We start from the raw sequence: 22,611 nt of genomic DNA, 5'->3' as shown, positions 1-22,611 counted from the left end.
AGATCGGCAATCCTGCTCAAGGAGCGATACAAAACTGGTAGGGGCGTTTCATGTGAAACGCCCCTACATTGAATCCTTTGGGTAATTCAGTTGAATTTTAAATCTGAGGAGCCGTCATCCCTTGAGCTAGGCGACCGGGAACCCCTTCAAATGCCACAGATGAAGATTCCACTAAGGTGGGGACAGCATTACGTAATCTGGCTGTATATTCTACCGTCGTTGGATCGTAAATCTGGGTGACAATTTTCGGATAGAGTCCGATACCAATAATGGGAACCAGCAAGCAGGCAATGATAAATACCTCGCGAGGTTCCGAATCAACTAATACCTCGTGTTCGACCAATTCCTTGTTTTCAGGGCCATAGCAGATTTCCCGCAGCATGGACAGCAGATAAATCGGAGTCAAAATTACACCGACAGCGGCGAGGAAAACGACGAGAACTTTAAACGTGGAACTGTAGGCATCACTGGTACTAAAGCCGATAAAGATGGTTAACTCAGCGACAAAGCCACTCATACCGGGAAGGGCTAAAGAAGCCATGGAGCAAGCTGTCCACATGGCAAACATCTTCCGCATCTTTTGACCGACTCCGCCCATTTCATCCAACATTAGGGTATGGGTGCGGTCATAGGTTGCACCGACGAGGAAGAAGAGACTCGCTCCAATTAAGCCGTGGGAGATCATTTGTAGCATTGCACCACTCAGTCCTAGATTGGTAAACGAACCTAAGCCAATGAGAACAAACCCCATGTGGGAGATGGAAGAGTAGGCAATCTTGCGCTTCAGGTTGCGTTGAGCAAAGGAAGTCAGAGCTGCATAGACGATGTTGACTACGCCCAGGATGACCAAAATAGGAGCAAAGACGGCGTGAGCATCGGGTAACATACCGGCATTCATGCGGATGAGGGCATAGCCTCCCATTTTTAGGAGGATACCAGCCAGTAACATATGTACGGGAGCTGTGGCTTCACCATGAGCATCCGGTAGCCAGGTATGGAGGGGAAAAACCGGAAGTTTGACAGCGTAGGCAATGAAGAGGCCAGCATAGAGGAAGAGTTCTAAGTTTAGGGCATAGTCCTTATTGGCGATCGCCTGCATATCAAACGTAACGGTATCTCCATAAAACGCCATCGCCAAGGCCACCAGAAGAATAAACAGGGAACCCCCTGCGGTATAGAGAATAAACTTGGTGGCTGCATAGAGCCGTTTTTTACCGCCCCAAATAGAGAGCAACAGGTAAACCGGGATTAACTCTAATTCCCACACCAGGAAAAAGAGCAACATATCCTGAACCGCGAATACGGCAATTTGTCCGCCGTACATAGCCAACATCAGGAAGTAGAAGAGCTTGGGCTTCATGGACACCGGCCAAGCTGCTAACATGGCTAAGGTGGTAATAAAGCCAGTGAGAATAATCAGGGGCATGGATAGACCATCTGCACCCACTGACCAATTGAGGTCAATTTGAGGAACCCAGGCATATTTTTCCACTAACTGTAAGCCTGGCTCATTTAAGTCATAGCCTGTGCAGAAGGCATAGATAATGAATGCAAAGTCAATCAGTCCAACAATCAGAGAGTACCAGCGTACTGTTTTCCCATCCTCGTCTGGGATAATTGGCAGCAGCAGAGAAGCCGCGATGGGAAACAGAATAATGATGGTTAACCAAGGTAAATCAGTCATAAATGCTTAGTAGATAGGGTTGGGGGGATCGGGGGATGGGGAGATGGGGGGATAGGGAGATAGGGGGATGGGGAGATAGTCATGAAATCTTAGTCTTAACCCATTACCCATTACCTATTCCCTATTCCCTATTCGCCATTCCCCATTCCCCAATTAGCTAATTCCAGAGAAGATCGTTAGTCCTAAAACTGCGCCAAAGACGATGAGAGCATAGAATTGGGCGCGACCATTTTCTAGATATTTGAGACCTTCACCGGTAATTAGGGTAACAAACCCGGTTAAGTTGACCGCGCCATCGACGACTCGGAAATCGACTTCCATAACCTGTCTGGCAACCCGACGCATTCCCATTACGAAGACGGAATCGTAGATCTCGTCAAAATACCATTTGTTGAGAGAGAATTGATACAGGGGTTGGATAGATTTGGCGATCGCCCCTGGATCGATTTGACGACTCAGATACATCAGTGACGCGAGGGTAATCCCAATTAAGCCAATGCCCACAGAGCTACCCGCCATGGGCAAGAATTCCGACCATTCAAACTCGGCTGCGGCTTCAGCCATGTCGAAGGTTTCACCGGGAGCATGGATAAAGGCTTCAAAGTAGTTAGAAAAGGGAGTGCCTACCAAACCAATCAATACCGAGGGAACTGCCAGCGTCATCAGAGCAAAGGTCATGGAGAGGGGAGACTCATGGGGACTGTGAGCATGATCGTGTCCATGGTCATCATGATGATCGTCATGGCCTGCATCACCGGCTACACCCGCAGATTCGCGAACCAGTTGGCGAATGCCTTCATCATTGCCCTTAAATTCTCCTTCAAACGTGGAGAAATACATGCGGAACATATAGAAGGCGGTAATGCCAGCCGTTCCCCAACCAATAGCCCAGAGCAGGGGACTCGCAGCAAAGGCGTTGCCGAGGATCTCATCTTTTGACCAGAATCCAGCAAAGGGAGGAATCCCACAAATGGCCAGAGTTCCAATTAAAAAGGTGGTTGAGGTAATGGGCATATATTTACGCAAACCCCCCATTAAACGCATATCTTGGGCTAAAACGGGGTCATGACCAACTACGCCTTCCATGCCGTGAATCACAGAACCTGAACCCAGGAAGAGCATGGCCTTAAAGTAAGCATGGGTCATCAGGTGGAATAAGCCAGCGCTGTAGGCTCCAATTCCCATAGCCATAACCATGTAGCCGAGTTGGGAAACGGTGGAATAGGCTAATCCTTTCTTAATATCATTTTGGGTAATAGCAATAGTCGCGCCTAAGAAAGCGGTAAAGGCTCCCGTCCAGGCAATGACATCCATGGCGAAGGGAGTATGCTCGAAAACGGGATACATGCGAGCGACTAAGAATACTCCAGCCGCTACCATGGTGGCAGCATGGATGAGGGCAGAAATAGGGGTGGGGCCTTCCATCGCGTCAGGAAGCCACACATGGAGCGGGAACTGGGCTGATTTAGCTACGGGGCCTAAAAAGACCAAAATGGCGAATAAACCGGCCAGAGCGCTGGAAATTACTCCATCTGAGACTAAATCGGCGAGGTTCTCACCCATAGCCTCAAACTCGAAGCTCCCAGTAGCCCAGTAGAGGCCGAGGATACCGAGTAGGAGGCCAAAGTCACCGACACGGTTAACAACAAAAGCTTTTTGACAGGCTTCGGCGGCGGCGGGGCGATCGTACCAAAATCCGATCAGCAGGTACGAACACATCCCCACTAATTCCCAAAATACATAAACTTGCAGCAGGTTGGGACTCACGACTAAACCCAACATGGATGAGCTAAACAGGCTCAGATAGGAATAGAAGCGCACATATCCTGGATCGTGGGACATATAGCCATCGGTGTAGATCATCACCAAAAAAGCCACAGTCGTGACGATCGCCAACATCACTGAAGTTAGGGGATCGATCGCATAACCCATCGTGAGATTAAAATCTCCAGCCGATGCCCAGTCTAAGGTGTAGGTATAGACTTCATGACCTTGAATTTGACTATACAATAGGGCAAAGGAATACACCATGGCAGCCCCTAACAGGGATACAATTACCACAGCGTTGATTTGCCGTAAACCATTCGTTGCTTTGTTGAAAGATATTAAACCCAGGCCAACCAGCATCGCCCCCAATAGGGGCAGCACGGGGATTAACCAGGCATATTCATAGAGGTATTCCATTGAAAATCAGCCTATCTGAAAATGTCCTATTTTCTGGTTGAAAACCGTTCATTATTGTGGCACACCCCTTGCCGGGTTGGAACTAAAGATTATTTTAAGAATGGAGATGGGGGGATGGGGAGATGGGGGGATAGGGGGACACGGGGACGTGGGGATCGCTATATTCCCTATTCCCTATTCCCTATTTGATTCGGCTACTTGCTGGAGGCGGCGCAGTTGAGCTTTCATGTCTTCTTGTGTCCAAGTAGCGGCGAAGGTTTTAAAGCCAAATTGGATCAGAGGATTGGGAATTTCAAACTCGAAGCGGTTAATCAGATGGGTTCCGGAGTCTGTCGGTTGGCATTCCCAGCGATCGCGTCCTTGAAAAAATCCTTCAAATTGCCACACCACTAAGCCAGGTTTTCGCTCAATCACGGTACTCTGGAGCGTCGGTTGGATGAGGGGAATTTTAATCATAAATCGGGATTGACTGCCCATTTCTGTACTCCACATGCCCACCGGTTGGCACTCTAACAGGGGATTGAGCCATTGGTGCATCAAGTCTAATTGGGTAAAACAGCGCTCTACTGTCGTTAGATTGGCTTTAATTTCAATCGATTGCTCGAAAACTTGGCGTGATGACATTGTCAGAGTTCAGAATAGCGATCGCTGGGGGTTGATTTTAGCAATCAAGTCTTGCCCACTCAGTACAATATACAATCTTAAGAGCGTAGCCAAAGAAAGAAACGTCCTTCTCCCACGGGAGAGGGCTAGAGCGAGAATATTTCAAGATTTTAATTGCAAACTATGCTTAATCGATGGTGGACGTATCAGAAAGAACGGTTTCCGATCGCAGCCAATGGACTGTTAATTGGAGTGTTTAGTTTTTCCGCAGTTAGCTATTCAGCGCTGCTGCGGGGAGGGGTTCCCAGTTGGGATTCTAGTACAGTGGCTTTTGCGATCGCCTTTTTGTTCTTCTTACAGTTGCGAATTGCCGATGAGTTTAAGGACTATGAAGAGGATTGCCGATTTCGCCCCTATCGCCCAGTTCCCAGGGGTTTAGTTAGTTTGCGCGAATTAGGGATTTTGGGCGCTTTCACGGCCATTATACAAGGGGTTTTGGCACTCTATTTGGGGGGATTAACCCTAGGATTATTCCTGATTGGAGTTTGGCTATATTTGGGGTTGATGAGTCAAGAATTTTTTATCCGTGATTGGCTTAAGGCTCATCCCATCATTTATTTGATTAGCCACATGATGATTATGCCCTTAATTTATGGCTTGGCAACCGCGTGTGATTGGCAGGTAACAACTGGGGTGATGCCTAGCGGTTTAGGATGGTTTTTGGCGGTTAGTTTTTTCAACGGTGTGGTGATTGAAATTGGGCGTAAAATTCGATCGCCCAAGGATGAGGAAGCAGGGGTAGACACCTACAGCTACCTGTGGGGACGCAAATGGGCGGTTTTCGTCTGGTTAGTCGTTTGTACGATTATGGCAGTTCTGAGTGCGATCGCCGCGAACTTAGTTGGCTTTGGCTTACCCCTGGCGATCGCAACTGGGCTAATGTTGGGAATTTCCGGAACACTTGCCCATCGTTTTTTACGCTCTCCACTCCCCAATTCTGGTAAGCGCTTTGAATACCTTTCTGCTATCTGGACGCTGTTGATTTATCTCAGTTTAGGCATTATCCCCTTACTAATTTCACCTTAACTCCTTACAAAGGCCAAGCAATATGCAATATATAGTGAATTGTGTAAATCATCTTCTGGTTCCCAATTCATAATCTTGACGTACACCAACGCCAGTTTTCTCTACTATGCTATATGGGCTTAAGACCTTACTAACCTAAACCACTTTAGCTGTTTAGCAATGTCTATTACCTGTTGCCTGTTCCCTTTCCTTCAACATGCCCGAACTCAAATATGCCCTTGTCCATGAATGGTTAACCCCCTTAGCCACGGGGGGATCTGAACTTGTTGTTAAAGAAATTCTCAAACATATTGACGCGGATCTGTATGCTCTGATTGATTTTGAATCCACGAACCCGGAAAGTTATCTCTATCAACGCCAAATTGGAACCACATTTTTACAACACTTTCCCTTGGCGCGTCGAGGGGTACAAAATTATTTGCCCCTGCTTCCTCTGGCGATCGAGCAACTGGATTTAGGAGACTATGATGTTATCCTTTCTTCCTCCCATGCAGTTGCCAAAGGTGTCCTTACCCGCCCCGAACAATTGCACCTGTGCTATTGCCATACCCCCATGCGCTACGCCTGGGATTTAACCTTTGACTATCTGAAGCAAAGTAAACTGGGGCGGGGTATTCCGGGTTGGGCGAGTCGCTATATCCTCCACAAAATGAGGCTATGGGACGCGATCTCTGCCAATCGGGTAGATCAGTTCATTGCGAATTCCAAGTACACTGCACGGCGAATTTGGCGGTGCTATCGCCGTAAAGCGGAAGTGATTTACCCTCCTATCGATATCGATCGCTTTCCATTTCGAGCAAAAAAACAGGATTTTTATGTCACCGTCTGCCGTCTGGTGAGCTACAAACAAGTACGGTTGATGGTGGAAGCCTTTAACCAGTTGGGTCGGAATCTGGTGGTTATTGGTACCGGGCCTCAACGGGAGGAACTCGAGGAAATTGCCAAACCTAATATTCAGTTTCTCGGTTTTCAACCCAATGAGGTAGTGGATAAATATATGAGTGAAGCGAAAGCCTTTGTTTATGCTGCTTGTGAAGATTTTGGCATGGCTATTGTCGAAGCTCAAGCCTGTGGGACTCCGGTTATTGCTTATGGCAAGGGAGGCGCTTTAGAAACCGTCCGCGATCGCCGGGTTAACCCAGAGGGCGCAACCGGATTATTATTTCCCGAGCAAACCCCAGAATCGTTGATCGAAGCCGTTGAGATTTTTGAGCGATCGCCCTTTAACCCCGAACAAATTCATCACCATTCTACCCAGTTTCACCCCAAAGTCTTTGAAGAGCGTTATAGTGATCTACTCAAACGCGCTTATCAAGACTTACAACAGTTCTGATGGGCAGTTCTGATGGGCAGCATTTGCCCGGCCTCGATCCCTCACCTCAGAATAATTAGAATCAAATTCTTCTGATTCGGGGTCAGTGGCTTTATGATGATTAGGTGTGTGTGGTGTGAAATAGAGGAGTACGATGACTGCTGAGAGTCAATTCATCTCTGGCAAGACTGCTCGGATCTATGTCAAGCGCGGATTTCGTCCCCAACGATTCAGAGCTAGGCATCAAGGTCTATCCATCAGTCTCAACGGAGCGTTTTTCAAACGAGCCTTCGATATTTTATTCTCGCTGGCTGTTCTGATTCTGTTTTCCCCGGTTTACATGGTGTTGACCCTGTTGATTATACTGAGTTCTCAAGGCTCGGTTTTTTATATCCAGGAACGGGTGGGGAAAGACTACAGACTGTTCAAATGTATTAAATTTAGAACGATGATTCCCAATGCGGATCGAGTTCTCTCCGAGATGATGGCGGCTTCTCCCCAAATGCGCGAAGAGTTTGAGCAGAACTTTAAGTTAAAACACGATCCGCGTATAACCTGGATTGGTAAGTTTCTCAGAGTCACGAGCTTGGATGAGTTTCCCCAATTCTGGAATGTGTTGAAGGGAGATATGAGCGTGGTTGGCCCCCGTCCCCTGGTTCCCGAAGAACTGCACAAGTATGGTAAACATATTGACAAGGTGTTAACCATCAAACCGGGAATTACAGGGCTATGGCAGGTATCAGGACGCAACGATATTCCCTACCCTCGGAGAATTCAAATTGACCTGTATTATGTGAATTTCAAGAACTTTTGGATGGATCTCTGGATTGTGATTAAGACTATTGGAGTGGTCATTTTTCCCAAAGGAAATGGAGCTTACTAACCTAGGCGAGATTCACAACAAATGGATAACACCCAGGGGGTTCGGGCTTTGCCTGGACTCCCAGTTTAGTTAGAGTAATTAAATGGGTATTTAAGTAGGTGAAGTAAATTACAGAACTAGAGGAAGAAAGCAGGAGCCGCTGGAGGGGAAATTATGTCAACAGCCATCAGAATAAATGCCTATACTCTCGTTGCCGCAGGATGGGCGATCGCCGTCTTAGGAGTAACCGGGTGTACGACGCAAGTTCAATCTGAACCTCCAACTACAATCCCAATTGAGGAGTCCGCTATCGAGGAAAGCTCTCCTGCCCAGTCACAAGCTGAAACCGTATCTGCCAACCCTAACCCTGATTTTCAGAGCGTAACAGTAGTAGACAATCTAGAGCATCCATGGGGTCTGACTTGGCTGCCAGATGGTTCCATTCTGATTACCGAGCGATCGGGGCAACTGCGCATTGTCCGAGATGGACTCCTCGATCCAACGCCGATTGCTGGAGTCCCCGAAGTTTTTGCACAGAACCAAGGCGGCCTTCTAGATATCGCCTTGCATCCGGGCTTTGCAGAAAACCGCCTGGTTTACTTCACCTATGCTCATGGAACCAGTTCAGCCAACCGAACTCGCATTGCTAGAGCCACCTTTGATGGGAGTTCCTTGAGCAATTGGCAGGTCATTTTTGAAGTATCCCAAACCAAACCTAGAGGACAACACTTCGGTTCCCGTCTATTATGGTTGCCCGACGGTACGCTGTTAGCGTCTATTGGCGATGGAGGTAATCCTCCTGTGGAACTTGAGGGGCAATTTATCCGCCAACAAGCCCAGAACCTTGGCAGTCATCTGGGCAAGATTATCCGCATCAATGATGATGGCTCTGTCCCACCTGACAACCCTTTTGTCAACAATCCGAATGCAGCACCAGAAGTTTGGAGCTACGGGCATCGTAACATCCAAGGATTGGCTCTCGATGCGATCGCCAATCGGGTTTGGGTAACCGAGCATGGCGCTCGCGGAGGAGATGAGGTGAATTGGGTGGAAGCGGGTGACAATTATGGTTGGCCGGTGGCAACCCATAGTCGGGAATATTCTGGCGGGCTGATTTCTCCAGAAACCTCCCTTCCAGGCATGGTCGATCCTAAAGTCATCTGGACTCCCTCCATTGCTCCGTCTGGGCTGGCGGTTTATGGGGGGACGCTCTTCCCTGAGTGGCAAGGTAATCTGTTTGCTGGGGGTTTGGTTTCTCAAGATATTCGCCGTATCGAGCTAGACGAGTCGGGCAATGTGTTAAACGAAGAGTCGATCGCGATCGGTCAACGAGTACGTGATGTCCGACAAGGCCCAGATGGGATGTTATATGTGCTGACGGACGCATCAAACGGCCGGCTCATCCGCCTAGAACCGGTTGACCGCTCGCTTTTGCAGCCAGCAATCCTATCAACTATTACCCCTTAATATCAAATCGATTAGCGATCGCTTTTGTTATGTTGTATTCAGGGTTTTCTCACCTAGAAACGAGAAACTAGAAGCAGCTTGAGCCAATTATTGAGAAGTTGCTATGAATCGGATAACTAAGATTTTACTGGCTACGGGGAGTATAATCGCGATCGCTGGTGGCTCTCTCGTTGTTCATGCTGGAGGATGGGATAACTTTAAGCTGCGTTATTTTCATCTCACCAGCCACCTCAACAAGCAAAACCAAGAACTGAACGACATTCGCAAACAAGGAACGAAACTAGAAGAATCCAGCCGCATTACGTTAAGCGATCTGCTCAACGGAGGACCGCCCAAAGACGGAATTCCCAGTATTGATAATCCACAGTTCGATACCTCCCAAACCACACCATTTAAGGGTGAAGAAACCGTTATTGGTGTGGTGATTAATGGAGAAGCTAAAGCTTATCCATTTGGAATTATGAACTGGCATGAAATTGTGAATGATACGGTGGGAGGAAAGACAATTACCGTGACTTACTGTCCGTTGTGCGATACGATTGTTGTTTTTGAACGCCATCAAACCACTTTTGGAGTTTCTGGTAAACTTTATCAAAGCTGTTTGGTGATGTACGATCGCGCCGACGATACCTTATATTCTCAGCCTTGGGCAATGGGAATTATTGGCGCAAAGGTTGACCAACATCTCGATCGCCTGCCGGCTGTCAAAACAACGTTAGCCGAATGGTTGAGAGAACATCCAGAGAGTGAAATTCTTTCCACGAATACCGGACATATTCGAGATTACCAAAATTATCCCTATGGCAGTTACTATACTGACGATCGTATTATCTTCCCTGTCCGCAATCAGGATCGACAATCCCTTCCTCCCAAAACTATTGTCAGCTACATTTGGGAATCGGATGACCAAACTCCCCGCGATCGCTTTTCAGGGGAGAGTTTACACATTGCTCACCAGGAACTCGAACAAATTGGCGAAAAAACGGTTACTTTTAATGGTCGAGAAATTCGCCTGGTTTGGGATGAACGGATGAAAACTGCACGCTTTGAAGAAATGAATGGTCGAGTGATTCCGAGTACCACCGCTTTTGCTTTTGTTTATCCGGCTTATTTTGAATAATTGTTGTCAGAGAGTTTTGGGCAAAAAACATACTGAAAATTTACTCGAATTACATGAAACCCTTTTTATGCGGGAATAAACTCAGTCACTAGAGTAAGCTGAACTAATCCCAATTTCCAGGGTTGACCGGATGCGGAAATTTTGACTCCAGTGCCTGAAAAGAGCAAACTTAGGGCAGGTCTTGCCGTTTCTATCTCGGTTTTCATCTGCTCTAAAAATCGATCGGTTTGTAGCGTTAACTTAGGCTCATTTGCCCTAAACGACAATTCAATTATGGCATCGTTCATTAAACAAAAATGACCCGGAGTATAAGGTTCTCCTGTGGCTAAGTCCAGTTGCAGATCTTGGTCAATCGATTTGACATTCAACAGCGCAACTAATCGCAAGGTTCCTGCATCCCATCCCCATTCTGGTTGTAGCACGTAGGCGGGCACTTGACCGAGGCATTGCATGAAGTCATAGGATAAGCTGGTGAGTTCCCAGAGCAGATAGGATATCCATTCGGTTAAGGAGACTTGAGGATGGAGTTGTAGACTTTCTTTGAGTTGAAAGCGGAAAGGAGAGGGAAGGATGGGTTTACCCAACAGGTTTAGATGAGCTAAGACTTGGTTGGTAATGGCGATCGCCTTTAACGGACTCTCAACGTCAAGCAGGTCTAGCGTTTGCAGTTGATCGAGGGCGGGAAATAAAGCTCTAGAGAGCAAAGTTTGACGATAAGCGTCAATTAATAGGGGATCGGTCCATTGAATAAGAATCGAGCGATCGCTATCCTTAGGATCTGACTCCATCCCTTCTGCCATCCACTCTAAACCCAAGGTAACTTGTGCTGTACCCGAAACCCAATCTTTACCCGGTTCGAGAATATCCACGAAACAGGGTTCGAGCCAGGGTTGTAGATGGGGGGTTTGGGTTTGTAGCTCCTTTCGCCAGTATTGGATCAGATCGGAGCCAGAAATGGGATCGGTTACCGATGGCGAGAGAATTTGGAACTCGGTTGTTGCCTGAGGAGAAAGAGGGGGAGGAGCAAAAGTGGCTAAATCGATCGCCCATTGAACGGATTCTGCTTGCACCTCTAGAATAGGAACCACACGCAACAGTCCCCGCTCTTGAGAACTATTAGCTTCCCACTTTTGGGCATACACACCGCCACTCATTTGCATGAGACCATAGGAACTGGTCGCAATTGTCCATAGTAATTGCACGCTGAGATCTTCAACTAACCCGTTAGAATCCTGGGGAGATAAGGACGCTCTATTGTCTTCCTGGATCTTAGTCAGGAGATCTAAAACTTCATAGACCTCTTCCGTCACGTAGGGCAGTAAATTTTCTGGGGTGAAGGGCAAATTTTCCGGCCAACCGCCTTTCGGCGATCGCAGTTCAGTCATCAGCACTATTAACTGCTCCATGGCTATTTGCAGGGTTTCTGGACAAGAGGCAGATATTTTGGGGCGATCGCCATTCCAGGGCCAAGGCAAGCGAATTAAAGTTTCACTAATTGTTTCCGTATTAAACTCTTCTAGGGGAGTGTAGTCAGATTCGCCCATTCCCATCAACTCGGACGTAATCCGATCGCTTCCACCGTTGATGGGGGACAAACCCATTGATCTGTATCGGTTGTCATCTTAGCCTCTGGGGGAGAGCATCGAGCGTCATTTTCCTGGCGATCGCATAAAGGGATATCTTCGCCCCCGATGGGATGAGCTTGGAGATGATTCAAAGTCTCCATAAAATCCCGAATCCCTTGGAACTTCCCATAAACTGAGGCAAACCGAATGTAAGCCACCTCACTCAGGGGGCGTAAATGGTGTAAAACCTGCTGGCCAAGTTCGCTACTAGTAACGTCCCGTTTACCACCTTGTTGCAAATCCATTTCGATCCGGTCAACCAATTGCTCCAAAGTCGGCAAATCAATTCCTGTTTTTTCACACGATCGCACGACTCCCCTGAGCAGTTTTGAGCGATCGAACGTTTCCCGTTGTCCACCCCGTTTCAAGACTGTAATTGCAACCCATTCAATCCGTTCGTAGGTCGTAAAGCGTCCCTTACAGTTTAGACATTCTCGCCTTCGCCTCACGCTTTGCCCAGCTTCAGCAGAACGTGATTCCAAAACCCTACTATCGGTATGCTGGCACAATGGACATCTCATAATGATTGAATCCTTAAGCCTCTTGGTGGGATGGACAAACTAAATTGAGATTAAATCTCTCATGGGAGATTCTTATTTTCCAATTTTCGGGGGATCGCGGAAGGCGATCGCAAAGAAAATTGTTCCCAAAGCTAATGCTAGAACTAATATATAAACGGTGCTTTCCATAGTTTAACGTCCCAATCGGGTAATGGATGAATGATGATTATTTTATCTTACTTTGAAACCAAGAAAAAGTAGGAGTAGACTTACCTACTCCTACTTTCTCGATTATAGGTTTGGGGACAAACTAACCCTAAAACGGTTAGCGAATCTCCTAAGCTCCTTCTTTACGGGTACTGGTATCACCCACTTTTGCGAACAAACCAAACTCTACTTGTTCTTCTAGATCGGAATCAATACCGGCAAATACATCTCGGTATAGAGTCCGAGAACCATGCCAGATATGACCAAAGAAGAATAACAGAGCAAAGACGGCATGACCGTAGGTAAACCAACCTCTGGTACTGGTGCGGAATACACCGTCAGAACCCAGGGTTTCGCGATCGAATTCAAACGGTTCACCCAATTGGGCTTTCCGAGCGATTTGCTTGACTTTAGCGGGGTCAGCGATCACTTGACCATCGAGTTCACCGCCATAAATGGTTGCCGTTACTCCGGTTTGCTCAAAGCTATACCGAGATTCAGCACGACGGAAAGGAATATCAGCACGAACTACACCATCTTCATCGGTGAGGACAACGGGGAAGGTTTCAAAGAAGTTAGGCATCCGGCGCACGCTTAAGACGCGACCATCTTTATCCGTGAACACAGGGTGACCTAACCAGTTTTGAGCTAGACCATCCCCATCATTCATGGGCCCAACCCGGAATAAACCGCCTTTAGCTGGGGAGTTTCCGACATAATCGTAGAAGGCCAGTTTCTCAGGAATCTTATTCCAAGCTTCTGAAGGACTATCTCCATTGGCGATGTTGGCTTGAACGCGACGTTCAATTTCTTGTTGGAAATATCCTCCATCCCACTGATAGCGGGTGGGGCCATACAGTTCGATGGGGGTAGCTGCGCTACCGTACCACATGGTTCCAGCCACTACAAATGCAGCAAAGAACACTGCTGCAATACTGCTAGAGAGTACGGTTTCAATGTTACCCATCCGCAGGGCGCGATAGAGGCGCTCTGGGGGACGAACGGTGAGATGGAATAATCCAGCAATAATACCAACCACACCAGCGGCGATGTGGTGAGCGGCAATTCCCCCAGGGTTGAAGGGGTCAAAGCCTGCCGGCCCCCATTCTGGGGCCACGGCCTGGACACTTCCGGTAATGCCGTAGGGATCAGAGACCCAGATGCCGGGCCCAAACAGGCCGGTTACATGGAAGGCTCCAAAGCCAAAGCACAGAAGTCCAGATAAGAATAAGTGAATCCCAAACATTTTGGGCAGGTCTAGGGCAGGTTCACCGGTACGAGCATCGGTGAAGAGTTCCAAGTCCCAGTAAACCCAGTGCCAGCAAGCGGCGAGGAATAATAAGCCAGATAGGATGATATGAGCTGCGGCTACTCCTTCAAAGGACCAGAAGCCAACATTGGATACGGTTTCACCCGTAATACTCCATCCGCCCCAGGAATCGGTAACTCCTAGACGGGCCATGAAGGGCATGACAAACATGCCTTGCCGCCACATGGGATTGAGGATAGGATCGCTAGGATCGTAGATGGCTAACTCATATAAGGTCATTGAGCCAGCCCAGCCTGCAACCAGGGCAGTGTGCATCAGGTGTACAGCGATCAGACGGCCTGGATCATTCAGGACAACTGTATGTACTCGGTACCAGGGTAGTCCCATTGACTACGCTCCTCCTTTTAGGATTTCTAAATCGACGATTAACTCAAGTGGTTTTTCGTTTTTTCGGTAGACCCTTGAAGCTAGATCCTGAGTCTACCGTAATATTAAATCAGCGGCTCCAGTTCAGATGAGTCAAGACTTCTGGCTCGGAGCGCTGGTTTTTTCATGAGAACGAATATAACGAATTGTAACCAGTGATGGAACCGATTGCAAGCTGAAATCAGTTACGCTAGTTTCTTGTTGATTTTGACCATAAGGATACCCAACAGTGCAACATTTCTTTATAATTCTTAACGATAAGAAACAAAGAGGTGGACAATGGCTAATATCCAATTTGTCAATGAAGATAAAGTGGCGATCGCTGCCAATGGAGCCAACTTACGTTTAGAAGCTCTAGAAAAGGGGATCGATATCTATAAACTTCTGGGCAAAATGACCAATTGTGGTGGAGTCGGTCAATGTGGGACTTGCATCGTAGAGATTGTTGAGGGTATGGAAAACCTCTCGGCTAAGACCAACTTTGAAGAACGAAAGCTCAAGAAAAAGCCCGAAACCTACCGTTTAGCCTGTCAAACCTTGGTCAATGGCCCCGTAAGTGTAAAAACGAAGCCCTAACGGACTTTAAGAGAGGATACATATCGGTTATTCTAGATAGGGATTTAACCCTTAGATAATAAAGAGGCCTGTAGCTAATGCAAGTAAATGACTTAGGATTTGTGGCCAGCATCCTATTTGTCCTGGTTCCTGCTGTATTTTTGTTGATCCTCTATATTCAAACCGCTAGTCGTGATAACAAAGGCACTTAATCGTCCTTCCTTTTTACGGTTAGACGAATTCAAAATGCTGAGATCTTTCTAATCTCAGCATTTTTTATGTCTCCTCAGCGATCGCTAGTTACTGGTATTTCTGACCAGTAATACCGGACAATTTGCCTGAACTCGCACATAGTCAGACAGAGAAGATCCCAATAAGCGATCGAGATCGGGTAGTTTTTTCGCGATAGAGGGCCGGCGGTCTGGAGAACCCAACACAATCAAATCCACATTTTTTTCCTCGGCAATCTGGCAAATTTTTTCACCTGCATTACCCATGGCATGGAGCAATTCCGTATTTACCCCAAAGACTTTCGCTTTTTGGGCCGCATCGACTAAAATCGGGTCTTGATCGGGACTGGCGATTTTCGATTCAGGATTCACATGCAGCAGTGTCAGAGAACTGCCCGAAACCTCTTGCAGAAGTTGTAGGGCCACCTGTAGACTTTCCTGAGCAGTTTCTGAACCATCAAGAGCCAGTAACACCCGATTGATGCGTTTGACATACACATCATCTTTCACCAGCAGCATCGGACGGGTACTGGTCTGGAAGACATATTGACTCACCGATTGTTGGAGGATCGATTGTAGACGGCCCAGGGCCCGAGAACCCATGATAATCAGGTCAGAGTTTTCTTCTTCAGCCACATCAAGAACGGTTTGTTTAGGGTCTCCTTGCTTGAGGCGGGGATTAATCCGTTCTTCATCCAGTTTTAGGGAGTCCACTGCTTGAGCGAGAATTTTGCCCCCTTCTTCTAACAAGTTGGCAATATCGCGTTCGCTAGACTTCTTGGGAACAATATGCAGAAGCGTCACTTGAGTGTCCCTTTGAATGGAGGGAATCTCTAGGAGCATATTCATCATTTGTTCGCACAGACCTCGGCCAGCAACGGCAACTAAAATTTTCTTGAACATTGGGGTGATTCCATCTGTATTGAGGAAATTCTTCTTATGATTTAAGGATAATCTGAAGTTGCAACGTAAAATTTTAAGAAAAGTGTCAGATAAATCGATCGCGACTTCCAGAATTGTATCCGTTTATCCTGGGGGGGCCGATCCTGGCGATCGCCCCTGGTTTGAGTATCCGGTTTGTGTCTATCCCCACCATACCGACTATGCTGGGGTGGTTTGGCATGGAAGTTATATCCAATGGATGGAAGAGGCAAGGGTAGAGTATTTCCGCTCTATGGGGGTTGATTTCGCTCAATTGGTGGCAATCGGATGCGATCTACCGGTGGTGGATCTGTCGGTGCGCTATCAGAAACCCCTTCAGTTAGGAATGAGAGCGATCTTGAAAACTCGTTTGGCAGAAATTACTGGGGTTCGCCAGATTATCCAATGTCAGATTTGTTCGTTAGATGGAGACGAGCGTTATATGACGGCTCAGGTTACTTTAGTCGCGGTCGATCGCCAACGGGGTAAGGTACTGAGAAAGTTACCACCGATGCTTGTGGATGCTCTGATGAAGTTGTCTTAGCTTCGGGTGAGGGATTGGGGGATGGGGAATTGGCTCTCTAGCAATAGGCTAAAACTGTTTTTTGTTCCCTAACCTCCACAGCTCATTTATTCAGAAATTCCTAGGTTAATCGTGCCTTCTCGCGATCGCCCTTTGGCTATAATTAGAGCAAAATTCTCAAAGGGAGTCTAGATCGTGAAAACTCGTATCATTTCCAGCCTGTTAATCGGTTTAACGGCATTTTTAGGAGGTGTGGGAATTTCCCAAGCAGCTTGGGGAGAACATCGCCGAAATTTTCATGAACTGATCGATTTAAATCCCGCATTGTATCGTCAGATTTGCAGTCAAATTCAATCGAATTCTAATAATTGTAATAATACTTATCGGTTAGGGGTCCCCATGTATTTGGTGACGGGGAATTTAGGCGAAATTTCTTATGTGACGATTCTGAATAAACAACTGTATACTTGGGATTGGGTGAATGGCAATTGGATTCCTGAGAGGGATATGCCGGTAGGAACTTATCAGTTTGTGTTATTACTGAGAGAAGCACAGGAAGAGTCCCCATAAGGGGTGTGCCTAGAACTTTTTTATTTGAGTAAAGGATGAGGATGATGAAGCGATCGCACCAACGATGGGGTTTAAGATGTGTCTTAGCTCTATTGAGTGGTTGGTGTGCCCTAGGACAACCTGCCCATGGAGCCGAGCGCATTAATCTTCGTTTAGGATTATGGCAGACTCAAATTGCGATCGCCGATTTAGAAGAGTTTAGCGAAACCGGAACCCTATCTCCGGCATTGCATCCCTATCGCTCAGTCCTCACCCCTAGGGTGCAACAGCTCATAGACTATCGGTTTCCCATTGATACTCAACTGGGCGATCGCATCCTCAGAAATATTCTCCACTCTCCCCTGAGTCTGGAAATTTACCAAAGTATCGTTCCTATTTTGCCCAATAGTCGGCTGGACTATCTAGAGCAAGCTGTAACCACCACACTCCAACAAAACGATTTCAGTGTTCTCTCTATTCTCAAAGCCTATCCCGGTCAAGAAATTACCATCAATGTTTCCGCTGCGCTCTCTTTTGCCCTTCAGTTTAACCATGATTATTGGCAAAGTCGCCTTCTAGAACCCTTACTGGTGCGCGATCTGTTGGTGAATGAGTCCTCAGATCCTCTGACTGGGGAAGTCGATCCGACCCAACGAACCTACGATCGGGTAGAAAAAACTTCATTAATTCTCCAAGACCGGGATAGGGAGCGCATTATTCCGGTCGATCTGTATACCGTCCGGCGATCGCCAACCCCTGGGCCTCTAGTGGTCATGTCCCACGGGTTTGGCTCCGATCGCCATTACCTGTCGGGTTTAGCCTATCATTTAGCCTCCCATGGATTAACCGTAGCGGCGATCGAGCATCCCGGAAGTAATCTCAGATGGTTAATTAAGGGATCAAAATTTAGCCAGTTAACCACCCTAGTCCCTCCAGAGGAGTTTATTGACCGCCCCTTAGATATTCACTTTTTGCTCGATTATTTAAGTGATGTCAACGATCAACCAGGCCCATTAAAAGATAAATTCAACACCGATCGGGTCACCCTAGTGGGTCACTCCTTGGGGGGGTATACCGCCTTCGTGGTAGCGGGTGCAGAGCTAGATTTAGCCAGTGTACGCCGTTTTTGTCGCGATCGCCTGCCCTTAGGTCGTTCTCCCGCCGACTGGTTACAATGTGCAGCCGCCGATCTCACCGTTACGCCCCAGTCCCTTAAGGATGACCGGATTGTGCAAGTGATTGCCATTAGTCCCGTGATTGGGCGTTTATTTGGCGAAACCGGAATCAGTGCCGTCAAAATCCCCACGTTAATCTTAACCAATACCAATGATGTCGTCGCCCCAGCCCTCGAACATCAAATCCGCCCCTTTAACCGCTTAACCGCGCCCAAATATCTGCTCACAGCAATTGGCACACCCCATTTAAGTATTGGTAATCTCAGAGATTCAAATCCCGTGGGTTCCCCCTTTGAGCCTTTACAACAATTAGTCAATGGGGTTTCTCTGGCATTTATTAAACAATTAACCCCGGAAAAAGAACGCTATGAAATTTTCCTCAGTCCCGCTTACGCCCAATCTTTTTCCACGCCTAAAATTCCCCTGCGCTTAAATCAATCCCTTCCAGGAAATTTATGGGAGCGAATAGAAGTCGGTCGTCTGTTACAACGCTTTGCCCTAAAGGAAAAGTAATATCAAATCTATTTATTGACGCTACAGAGATCTGTAGGGGCGGGTTATACCCAAATCTTGTAGACTGACAACTATTTTTGTCAACCCGCCCTCCCCCACCATGTCTCTACAGTAGACATTTGTCGCAACCATTTAAGGATTTGATATAAAAACAGTTTTTTCCTATTCCCCATCTCCTATTCCGTCGCATAAGCGGCGCTCTTCCTCACTCAAAGGAGCATGAGGATTAGACAAATACGGGCGAATTCTCTGGCAAGTTCTCTCCATTAAAGAGTCAAAGTCCACATCCCACAGCTTGATCGTTCCGTCCCAACTGCCAGAAGCAAGAGTCTTTCCATCGGGGCTATAGCTAACACTAAAAACTGACCTCTGATGACCAATGAGAGTAGCAAGCTCTTCCCCCGTTTCCACATCCCACAGTTTGATCGTGCCGTCATAACTGCTGGATGCTAGAGTTTTTCCATCTGGACTGTAACTGAGACTTTTAACTACCCCCTGATGACCCGTGAGGCTCAGAATTTCTTCCTCAGTTTTTAGGTTCCATACCTTGATGGTTCTATCATCACTGCTAGAAGCTAGAGTGTGACCATCTGGGTTATAACTAACGCTGTAGACCCTCCCCCTATGACCAGTGAGAGCAGTAATTGCTTCGCCCGTTTCTAGATTCCACAACTTGACAGTTCCATCATTACTACCAGAAGCTAAAGTTTTTCCATCTGGGCTGTATCTGACACTGTAGCCTGATGCCTTATGACCCGTGAGAGTAGTAAGTTCTTCTCCCGTTTCTGCATTCCACAGCTTTATGTTTCCGTGCCAACTGGTATTTGCATCCCAACTAATAGAAACTAAGGTTTTGCCATCTGCGCTGTAATTAACGCTAGAGACCTCATTCTGAGAACCGGCGATAGTCATTTCTGCACCTGTTTCTAAATTCCACAGTTTGATAGTTCCATCCTCACCACTAGAAGCTAAAGTTTTCCCATCTGGACTATAACTGACACTACTGACAAATCCCTGATGACCAGTTAGGGTAGTAATCTCTTCGGTTTCTAGGTTCCACAGGATGAGAGTTCCGTCCTCACCACCAGAAGCTAAAGTTTTCCCATCTGGACTATAACTGACACTACTGACCCGTCCCTGATGACCAGTTAGGGTCGTCATTTCTGTCTCTAGATCTAGACTCCATAACTGGATGATGCCGTCCCAATTGCCAGCAGCTAAAGTCTTACCATCTGGACTATAACTGACAGTAATAACTGCATCCTGATGACTAGTGAGGGTAGTAATTTCTTCTTGCGTTTCTAAATTCCATACCTTAATAGTTTCGTCAGAACTACCAGAAGCTAACGTTTTTCCATCTGGGCTGTAACTGATACTTATGACCCTCCCTCGATGACCAGTAAGGGTAGTGAGTTCTTCTCCAGTTTCCAAATCCCACAACTTGATAGTTCCGTCACGACTACCAGAGGCTAAGGTCTTTCCATCTGGGCTATAACTTACACTGTTGATATCGTCTTGATGAGCAGTAAGGGTAGAAACTTCTTCCGTTTGTAGGTTCCACAGCTTGATGGTTCCATCATCACTACCAGAGGCGAGGGTCTTTCCATCTGGACTGTAACTGAGACCTCTGACTGAATCCTGATGACCGTTGAGAGTAGTAAATTTTTCTGTCTCTAGGTTCCACACCTTAATAGTTCCGCGATAATCCCCAGACGCTAAAGTATTACCATCTGGACTATAACTGAGACTTCTGACCGCATCCTGATCGCTGTTAAGGGTAGTGAGTTCTTCTCCAGTTTCCAAATTCCAGAACTTGATGCTTCCGTCATCACTACTAGAGGCTAAGGTTTTTCCATTCGGGCTGTAACTGATGCTTGTGATATTGTCCTGATGACCATGACCAGTAAGGGTAGTCAGTTCTTCCCCTGTTTCTACGTTCCACAACTTGATGGTTCTGTCCCAACTACCAGAGGCTAAGATTTTTCCATCTGGGCTGTAATGGATATCACTGACTCCTTTCTGATGACCATGAAAGCGGTGACGTTCTCTACTTTCATAAACATAGGTTGTTACAGCAGTCATTAACTCTGAGTCGCTGGCGTGGTGCTTTTCCAGAATTTTATTTGCTTTCAGAAGGGCTATTGCTGCATCCAAATCTTTACCTTCCTTAGACAGAGCTAGAGAATAGCGAGCGAGAGAATCGGCTTCACTCAATTCTGCCTGTTTCTGCTGATACCGAGCCATGAAGAATAAACCAGTAGTCACTATCAAAGCTGCCCAAGAAACAACAACCAGTTGCCCTAGTGTCCTAATCTGCTCCCGCCTGCGGGTCTCTTTTTCCTTCTCTTCCCTCTCCTTCTCCGCCATACTCAGCCGAATAAACTCAGCCTCAGCACGCAACTCCTGGGGACGCTCTTCTAGTCTCTCCTGAGCCTCGGCTAAAAATGCCCCTCGCAATAATGACCCTGCATCTTTCCCCGTGGCTTCCCATTGTCGCTTCGCCCCCCTGAGTCGCTCCTGCCAGGCGCGAAACGTCCTATCCGTCTCCATCCAACCCCGCAACTCACCCCAATTGAGAATCAGCGCCTCGTGAACCACTTCCACCGTTTCCTGCTCTTGCCCATCCCGACTCGTCACCACCAACCGAGCATCGGCCAATTGCTTCACCAACGACCAACTCTGCTCCCCTAACTCCCCTTTCACTGCCACCCGTCGCGTATCTTCTGCTCCTTCACCCGGACGCACCAATTGAATAAAAATCTGGCGCACCCTTTCCTTCTCTGCATCCACCAACCTGCCATAAGTCTCATCTGCATGACGAGCCAGAGCGCCTTCCACCTCACCAATGGCGGCATAAACCTCATGGGTTAACGTCTTCCCCCGTCGCTGATGCCACAATTGCGTTAAGGCAAACTCCAACAGGGGTAAATTCCCCGGTTGATTGTCCACATCGTCTAAAATGCGATCGATTAATCCCGCTTCAAACCCCACCCCCTGAGCTTCCGCAGGCTTCACAATAACGTCCGTCAACTCCTCCCGGTTCATCGACCCCAACTTGTAATCCTTGCGGTTCAACACATCCGCAAAAGGTCGATAGGACAGAGCATTTCCCAGAAAATCCGCCCGCATCGTCATCACCACCGTACCGGGTAAATCGGCAATCAGGGCATCTAAAAATTGGTGGCGTATCTCCACTTTGCTACAGAGCGTGTAGAGTTCCTCAAATTGATCGATAATCAGTAAAATTTGGTCAGTCGGATGATTCTGCCGAATCTTTAGAAATACATCGGCTAAGGGAAGCTCTCCATTTTGCAAAGACTTGGACAACTTCCGTGCATGAATTATCTGATCCGTCTCATCCGAAGTATACAGGGGAACCAAAGACAATGCCAAACTATGAAACGGCTCAGAACCGGGACGACAATGGGTAAACTGCCAATGACCATCCTGTACCAGTTTCGGTACTAACCCCGCCAACACCACGGAAGATTTCCCACTTCCCGACGCTCCCAATACAGGAATCAACCGCTCGGTTTTCGTCGCCCCATAGAGTTCCTGAATAAAACTTTCTCGCCCAAAGAAAAACTGGGCATCATTAGGGCCAAAATGAAATAACCCCCGATAGGGACAAGGAAGGTTATCCGTTTCTGCAACCTCTTCCGTTGTAGCTTGGCTCGGATGGCTGTAGAAGTAGTTGTAAATAACGTTGCCCGTACCAATGGACAATCCCTTAACTTCGCCTTCAAACTGGGAATCAAATTGAGAAGTATCGTCAGCCATCTGAATCAATTAAAAATTA

19 protein-coding genes are annotated in these 22,611 nt (G+C 47.3%); 10 read left to right on the top strand and 9 right to left on the bottom strand.

Features of this window, described 5'->3' with window-relative positions; genetic code table 11:
* Positions 1-97: 97 nt before the first annotated feature.
* The 3 genes from AC3A14_RS13870 to AC3A14_RS13860 all read right to left on the bottom strand — a co-directional run bounded on the left by AC3A14_RS13870 (position 98) and on the right by AC3A14_RS13860 (position 4,492).
* Positions 98-1,684: an NAD(P)H-quinone oxidoreductase subunit 4 gene (locus AC3A14_RS13870; RefSeq protein ID WP_318733286.1), complete on the bottom strand. Its 1,587-nt coding sequence runs from the start codon at positions 1,682-1,684 to the stop codon at positions 98-100.
* 153 nt (positions 1,685-1,837) lie between these two features.
* Complete coding sequence (locus tag AC3A14_RS13865; protein ID WP_318733287.1) at positions 1,838-3,868, bottom strand: NAD(P)H-quinone oxidoreductase subunit 5; 2,031 nt, start codon at positions 3,866-3,868, stop codon at positions 1,838-1,840.
* A 174-nt stretch (positions 3,869-4,042) separates the two neighbouring features.
* Positions 4,043-4,492: an SRPBCC family protein gene (locus AC3A14_RS13860; RefSeq protein WP_318733288.1), complete on the bottom strand. Its 450-nt coding sequence runs from the start codon at positions 4,490-4,492 to the stop codon at positions 4,043-4,045.
* Between the two features lie 162 nt (positions 4,493-4,654).
* On the opposite strand from AC3A14_RS13860, the gene AC3A14_RS13855 reads away from it, so the two are divergent.
* From AC3A14_RS13855 to AC3A14_RS13835, 5 genes are all read left to right on the top strand, one after another.
* Complete coding sequence (locus AC3A14_RS13855) at positions 4,655-5,557, top strand: UbiA family prenyltransferase (protein ID WP_318733289.1); 903 nt, start codon at positions 4,655-4,657, stop codon at positions 5,555-5,557.
* 196 nt (positions 5,558-5,753) lie between these two features.
* A complete protein-coding gene (locus tag AC3A14_RS13850) occupies positions 5,754-6,890 on the top strand; it encodes a glycosyltransferase (RefSeq protein WP_487779033.1) in 1,137 nt (378 codons plus the stop codon).
* A gap of 133 nt (positions 6,891-7,023) precedes the next feature.
* Positions 7,024-7,752, top strand: a complete 729-nt coding sequence (locus tag AC3A14_RS13845) for an undecaprenyl-phosphate galactose phosphotransferase family protein (RefSeq protein WP_271936314.1) — start codon at positions 7,024-7,026, stop codon at positions 7,750-7,752.
* Between the two features lie 153 nt (positions 7,753-7,905).
* A complete protein-coding gene (locus tag AC3A14_RS13840) occupies positions 7,906-9,198 on the top strand; it encodes a PQQ-dependent sugar dehydrogenase (protein WP_318733291.1) in 1,293 nt (430 codons plus the stop codon).
* A gap of 103 nt (positions 9,199-9,301) precedes the next feature.
* Positions 9,302-10,318, top strand: coding sequence for a DUF3179 domain-containing protein (locus AC3A14_RS13835; RefSeq protein WP_318733292.1), 1,017 nt, complete (start codon positions 9,302-9,304; stop codon positions 10,316-10,318).
* Between the two features lie 65 nt (positions 10,319-10,383).
* Here the strand turns inward: AC3A14_RS13835 and AC3A14_RS13830 are convergent, their stop codons facing one another.
* From AC3A14_RS13830 to psbB, 4 genes are all read right to left on the bottom strand, one after another.
* On the bottom strand, positions 10,384-11,919 hold the full coding sequence (locus AC3A14_RS13830; protein ID WP_318736873.1) for a hypothetical protein: 1,536 nt from the start codon (positions 11,917-11,919) through the stop codon (positions 10,384-10,386).
* Positions 11,868-12,464 (bottom strand): transcriptional regulator NrdR, encoded by a 597-nt coding sequence (gene nrdR, locus AC3A14_RS13825; RefSeq protein ID WP_318733294.1) that lies wholly within the window; start codon positions 12,462-12,464, stop codon positions 11,868-11,870. Before nrdR ends, AC3A14_RS13830 begins: the two co-directional genes overlap by 52 nt.
* A gap of 72 nt (positions 12,465-12,536) precedes the next feature.
* Positions 12,537-12,632 carry a photosystem II reaction center protein T gene (locus AC3A14_RS13820; RefSeq protein WP_271936322.1) on the bottom strand — a complete coding sequence of 32 codons (96 nt, stop codon included), beginning with the start codon at positions 12,630-12,632 and terminating at the stop codon, positions 12,537-12,539.
* A 148-nt stretch (positions 12,633-12,780) separates the two neighbouring features.
* Entirely contained in the window at positions 12,781-14,307 is a 1,527-nt protein-coding gene (gene psbB, locus AC3A14_RS13815) for a photosystem II chlorophyll-binding protein CP47 (protein ID WP_318699315.1), read from the bottom strand.
* A gap of 318 nt (positions 14,308-14,625) precedes the next feature.
* Between psbB and AC3A14_RS13810 the strand changes: the two genes are divergently transcribed.
* Together AC3A14_RS13810 and psbM are read left to right on the top strand one after the other, a co-directional pair.
* The gene (locus AC3A14_RS13810) at positions 14,626-14,922 is read left to right on the top strand and encodes a 2Fe-2S iron-sulfur cluster-binding protein (protein WP_318733295.1); all 297 of its coding nucleotides are present in this window, start codon (positions 14,626-14,628) and stop codon (positions 14,920-14,922) included.
* A gap of 77 nt (positions 14,923-14,999) precedes the next feature.
* On the top strand, positions 15,000-15,113 hold the full coding sequence (psbM, locus tag AC3A14_RS13805; RefSeq protein WP_271936326.1) for a photosystem II reaction center protein PsbM: 114 nt from the start codon (positions 15,000-15,002) through the stop codon (positions 15,111-15,113).
* 84 nt (positions 15,114-15,197) lie between these two features.
* Here psbM and AC3A14_RS13800 read toward each other — a convergent pair whose 3' ends face one another.
* Positions 15,198-16,034 carry a universal stress protein gene (locus AC3A14_RS13800; RefSeq protein ID WP_318733296.1) on the bottom strand — a complete coding sequence of 279 codons (837 nt, stop codon included), beginning with the start codon at positions 16,032-16,034 and terminating at the stop codon, positions 15,198-15,200.
* Positions 16,035-16,131: 97 nt separating this feature from the next.
* On the opposite strand from AC3A14_RS13800, the gene AC3A14_RS13795 reads away from it, so the two are divergent.
* The 3 genes from AC3A14_RS13795 (at position 16,132) to AC3A14_RS13785 (ending at position 18,812) form a co-directional block, all read left to right on the top strand.
* Positions 16,132-16,596: an acyl-CoA thioesterase gene (locus AC3A14_RS13795; protein WP_413039138.1), complete on the top strand. Its 465-nt coding sequence runs from the start codon at positions 16,132-16,134 to the stop codon at positions 16,594-16,596.
* 174 nt (positions 16,597-16,770) lie between these two features.
* Positions 16,771-17,145, top strand: coding sequence for a hypothetical protein (locus AC3A14_RS13790; protein WP_318733298.1), 375 nt, complete (start codon positions 16,771-16,773; stop codon positions 17,143-17,145).
* 35 nt (positions 17,146-17,180) lie between these two features.
* Positions 17,181-18,812 (top strand): alpha/beta hydrolase, encoded by a 1,632-nt coding sequence (locus tag AC3A14_RS13785; RefSeq protein WP_487779032.1) that lies wholly within the window; start codon positions 17,181-17,183, stop codon positions 18,810-18,812.
* Positions 18,813-18,974: 162 nt separating this feature from the next.
* Here AC3A14_RS13785 and AC3A14_RS13780 read toward each other — a convergent pair whose 3' ends face one another.
* Complete coding sequence (locus AC3A14_RS13780; RefSeq protein WP_487779031.1) at positions 18,975-22,592, bottom strand: WD40 repeat domain-containing protein; 3,618 nt, start codon at positions 22,590-22,592, stop codon at positions 18,975-18,977.
* Between the last annotated feature and the right edge of the window lie 19 nt (positions 22,593-22,611).

It is taken from the genome of Roseofilum sp., assembly GCF_982964205.1.
The sequence above is the reverse complement of the archived record's forward strand: the minus strand, read 5'-3'. Positions and strand labels throughout refer to the sequence as shown.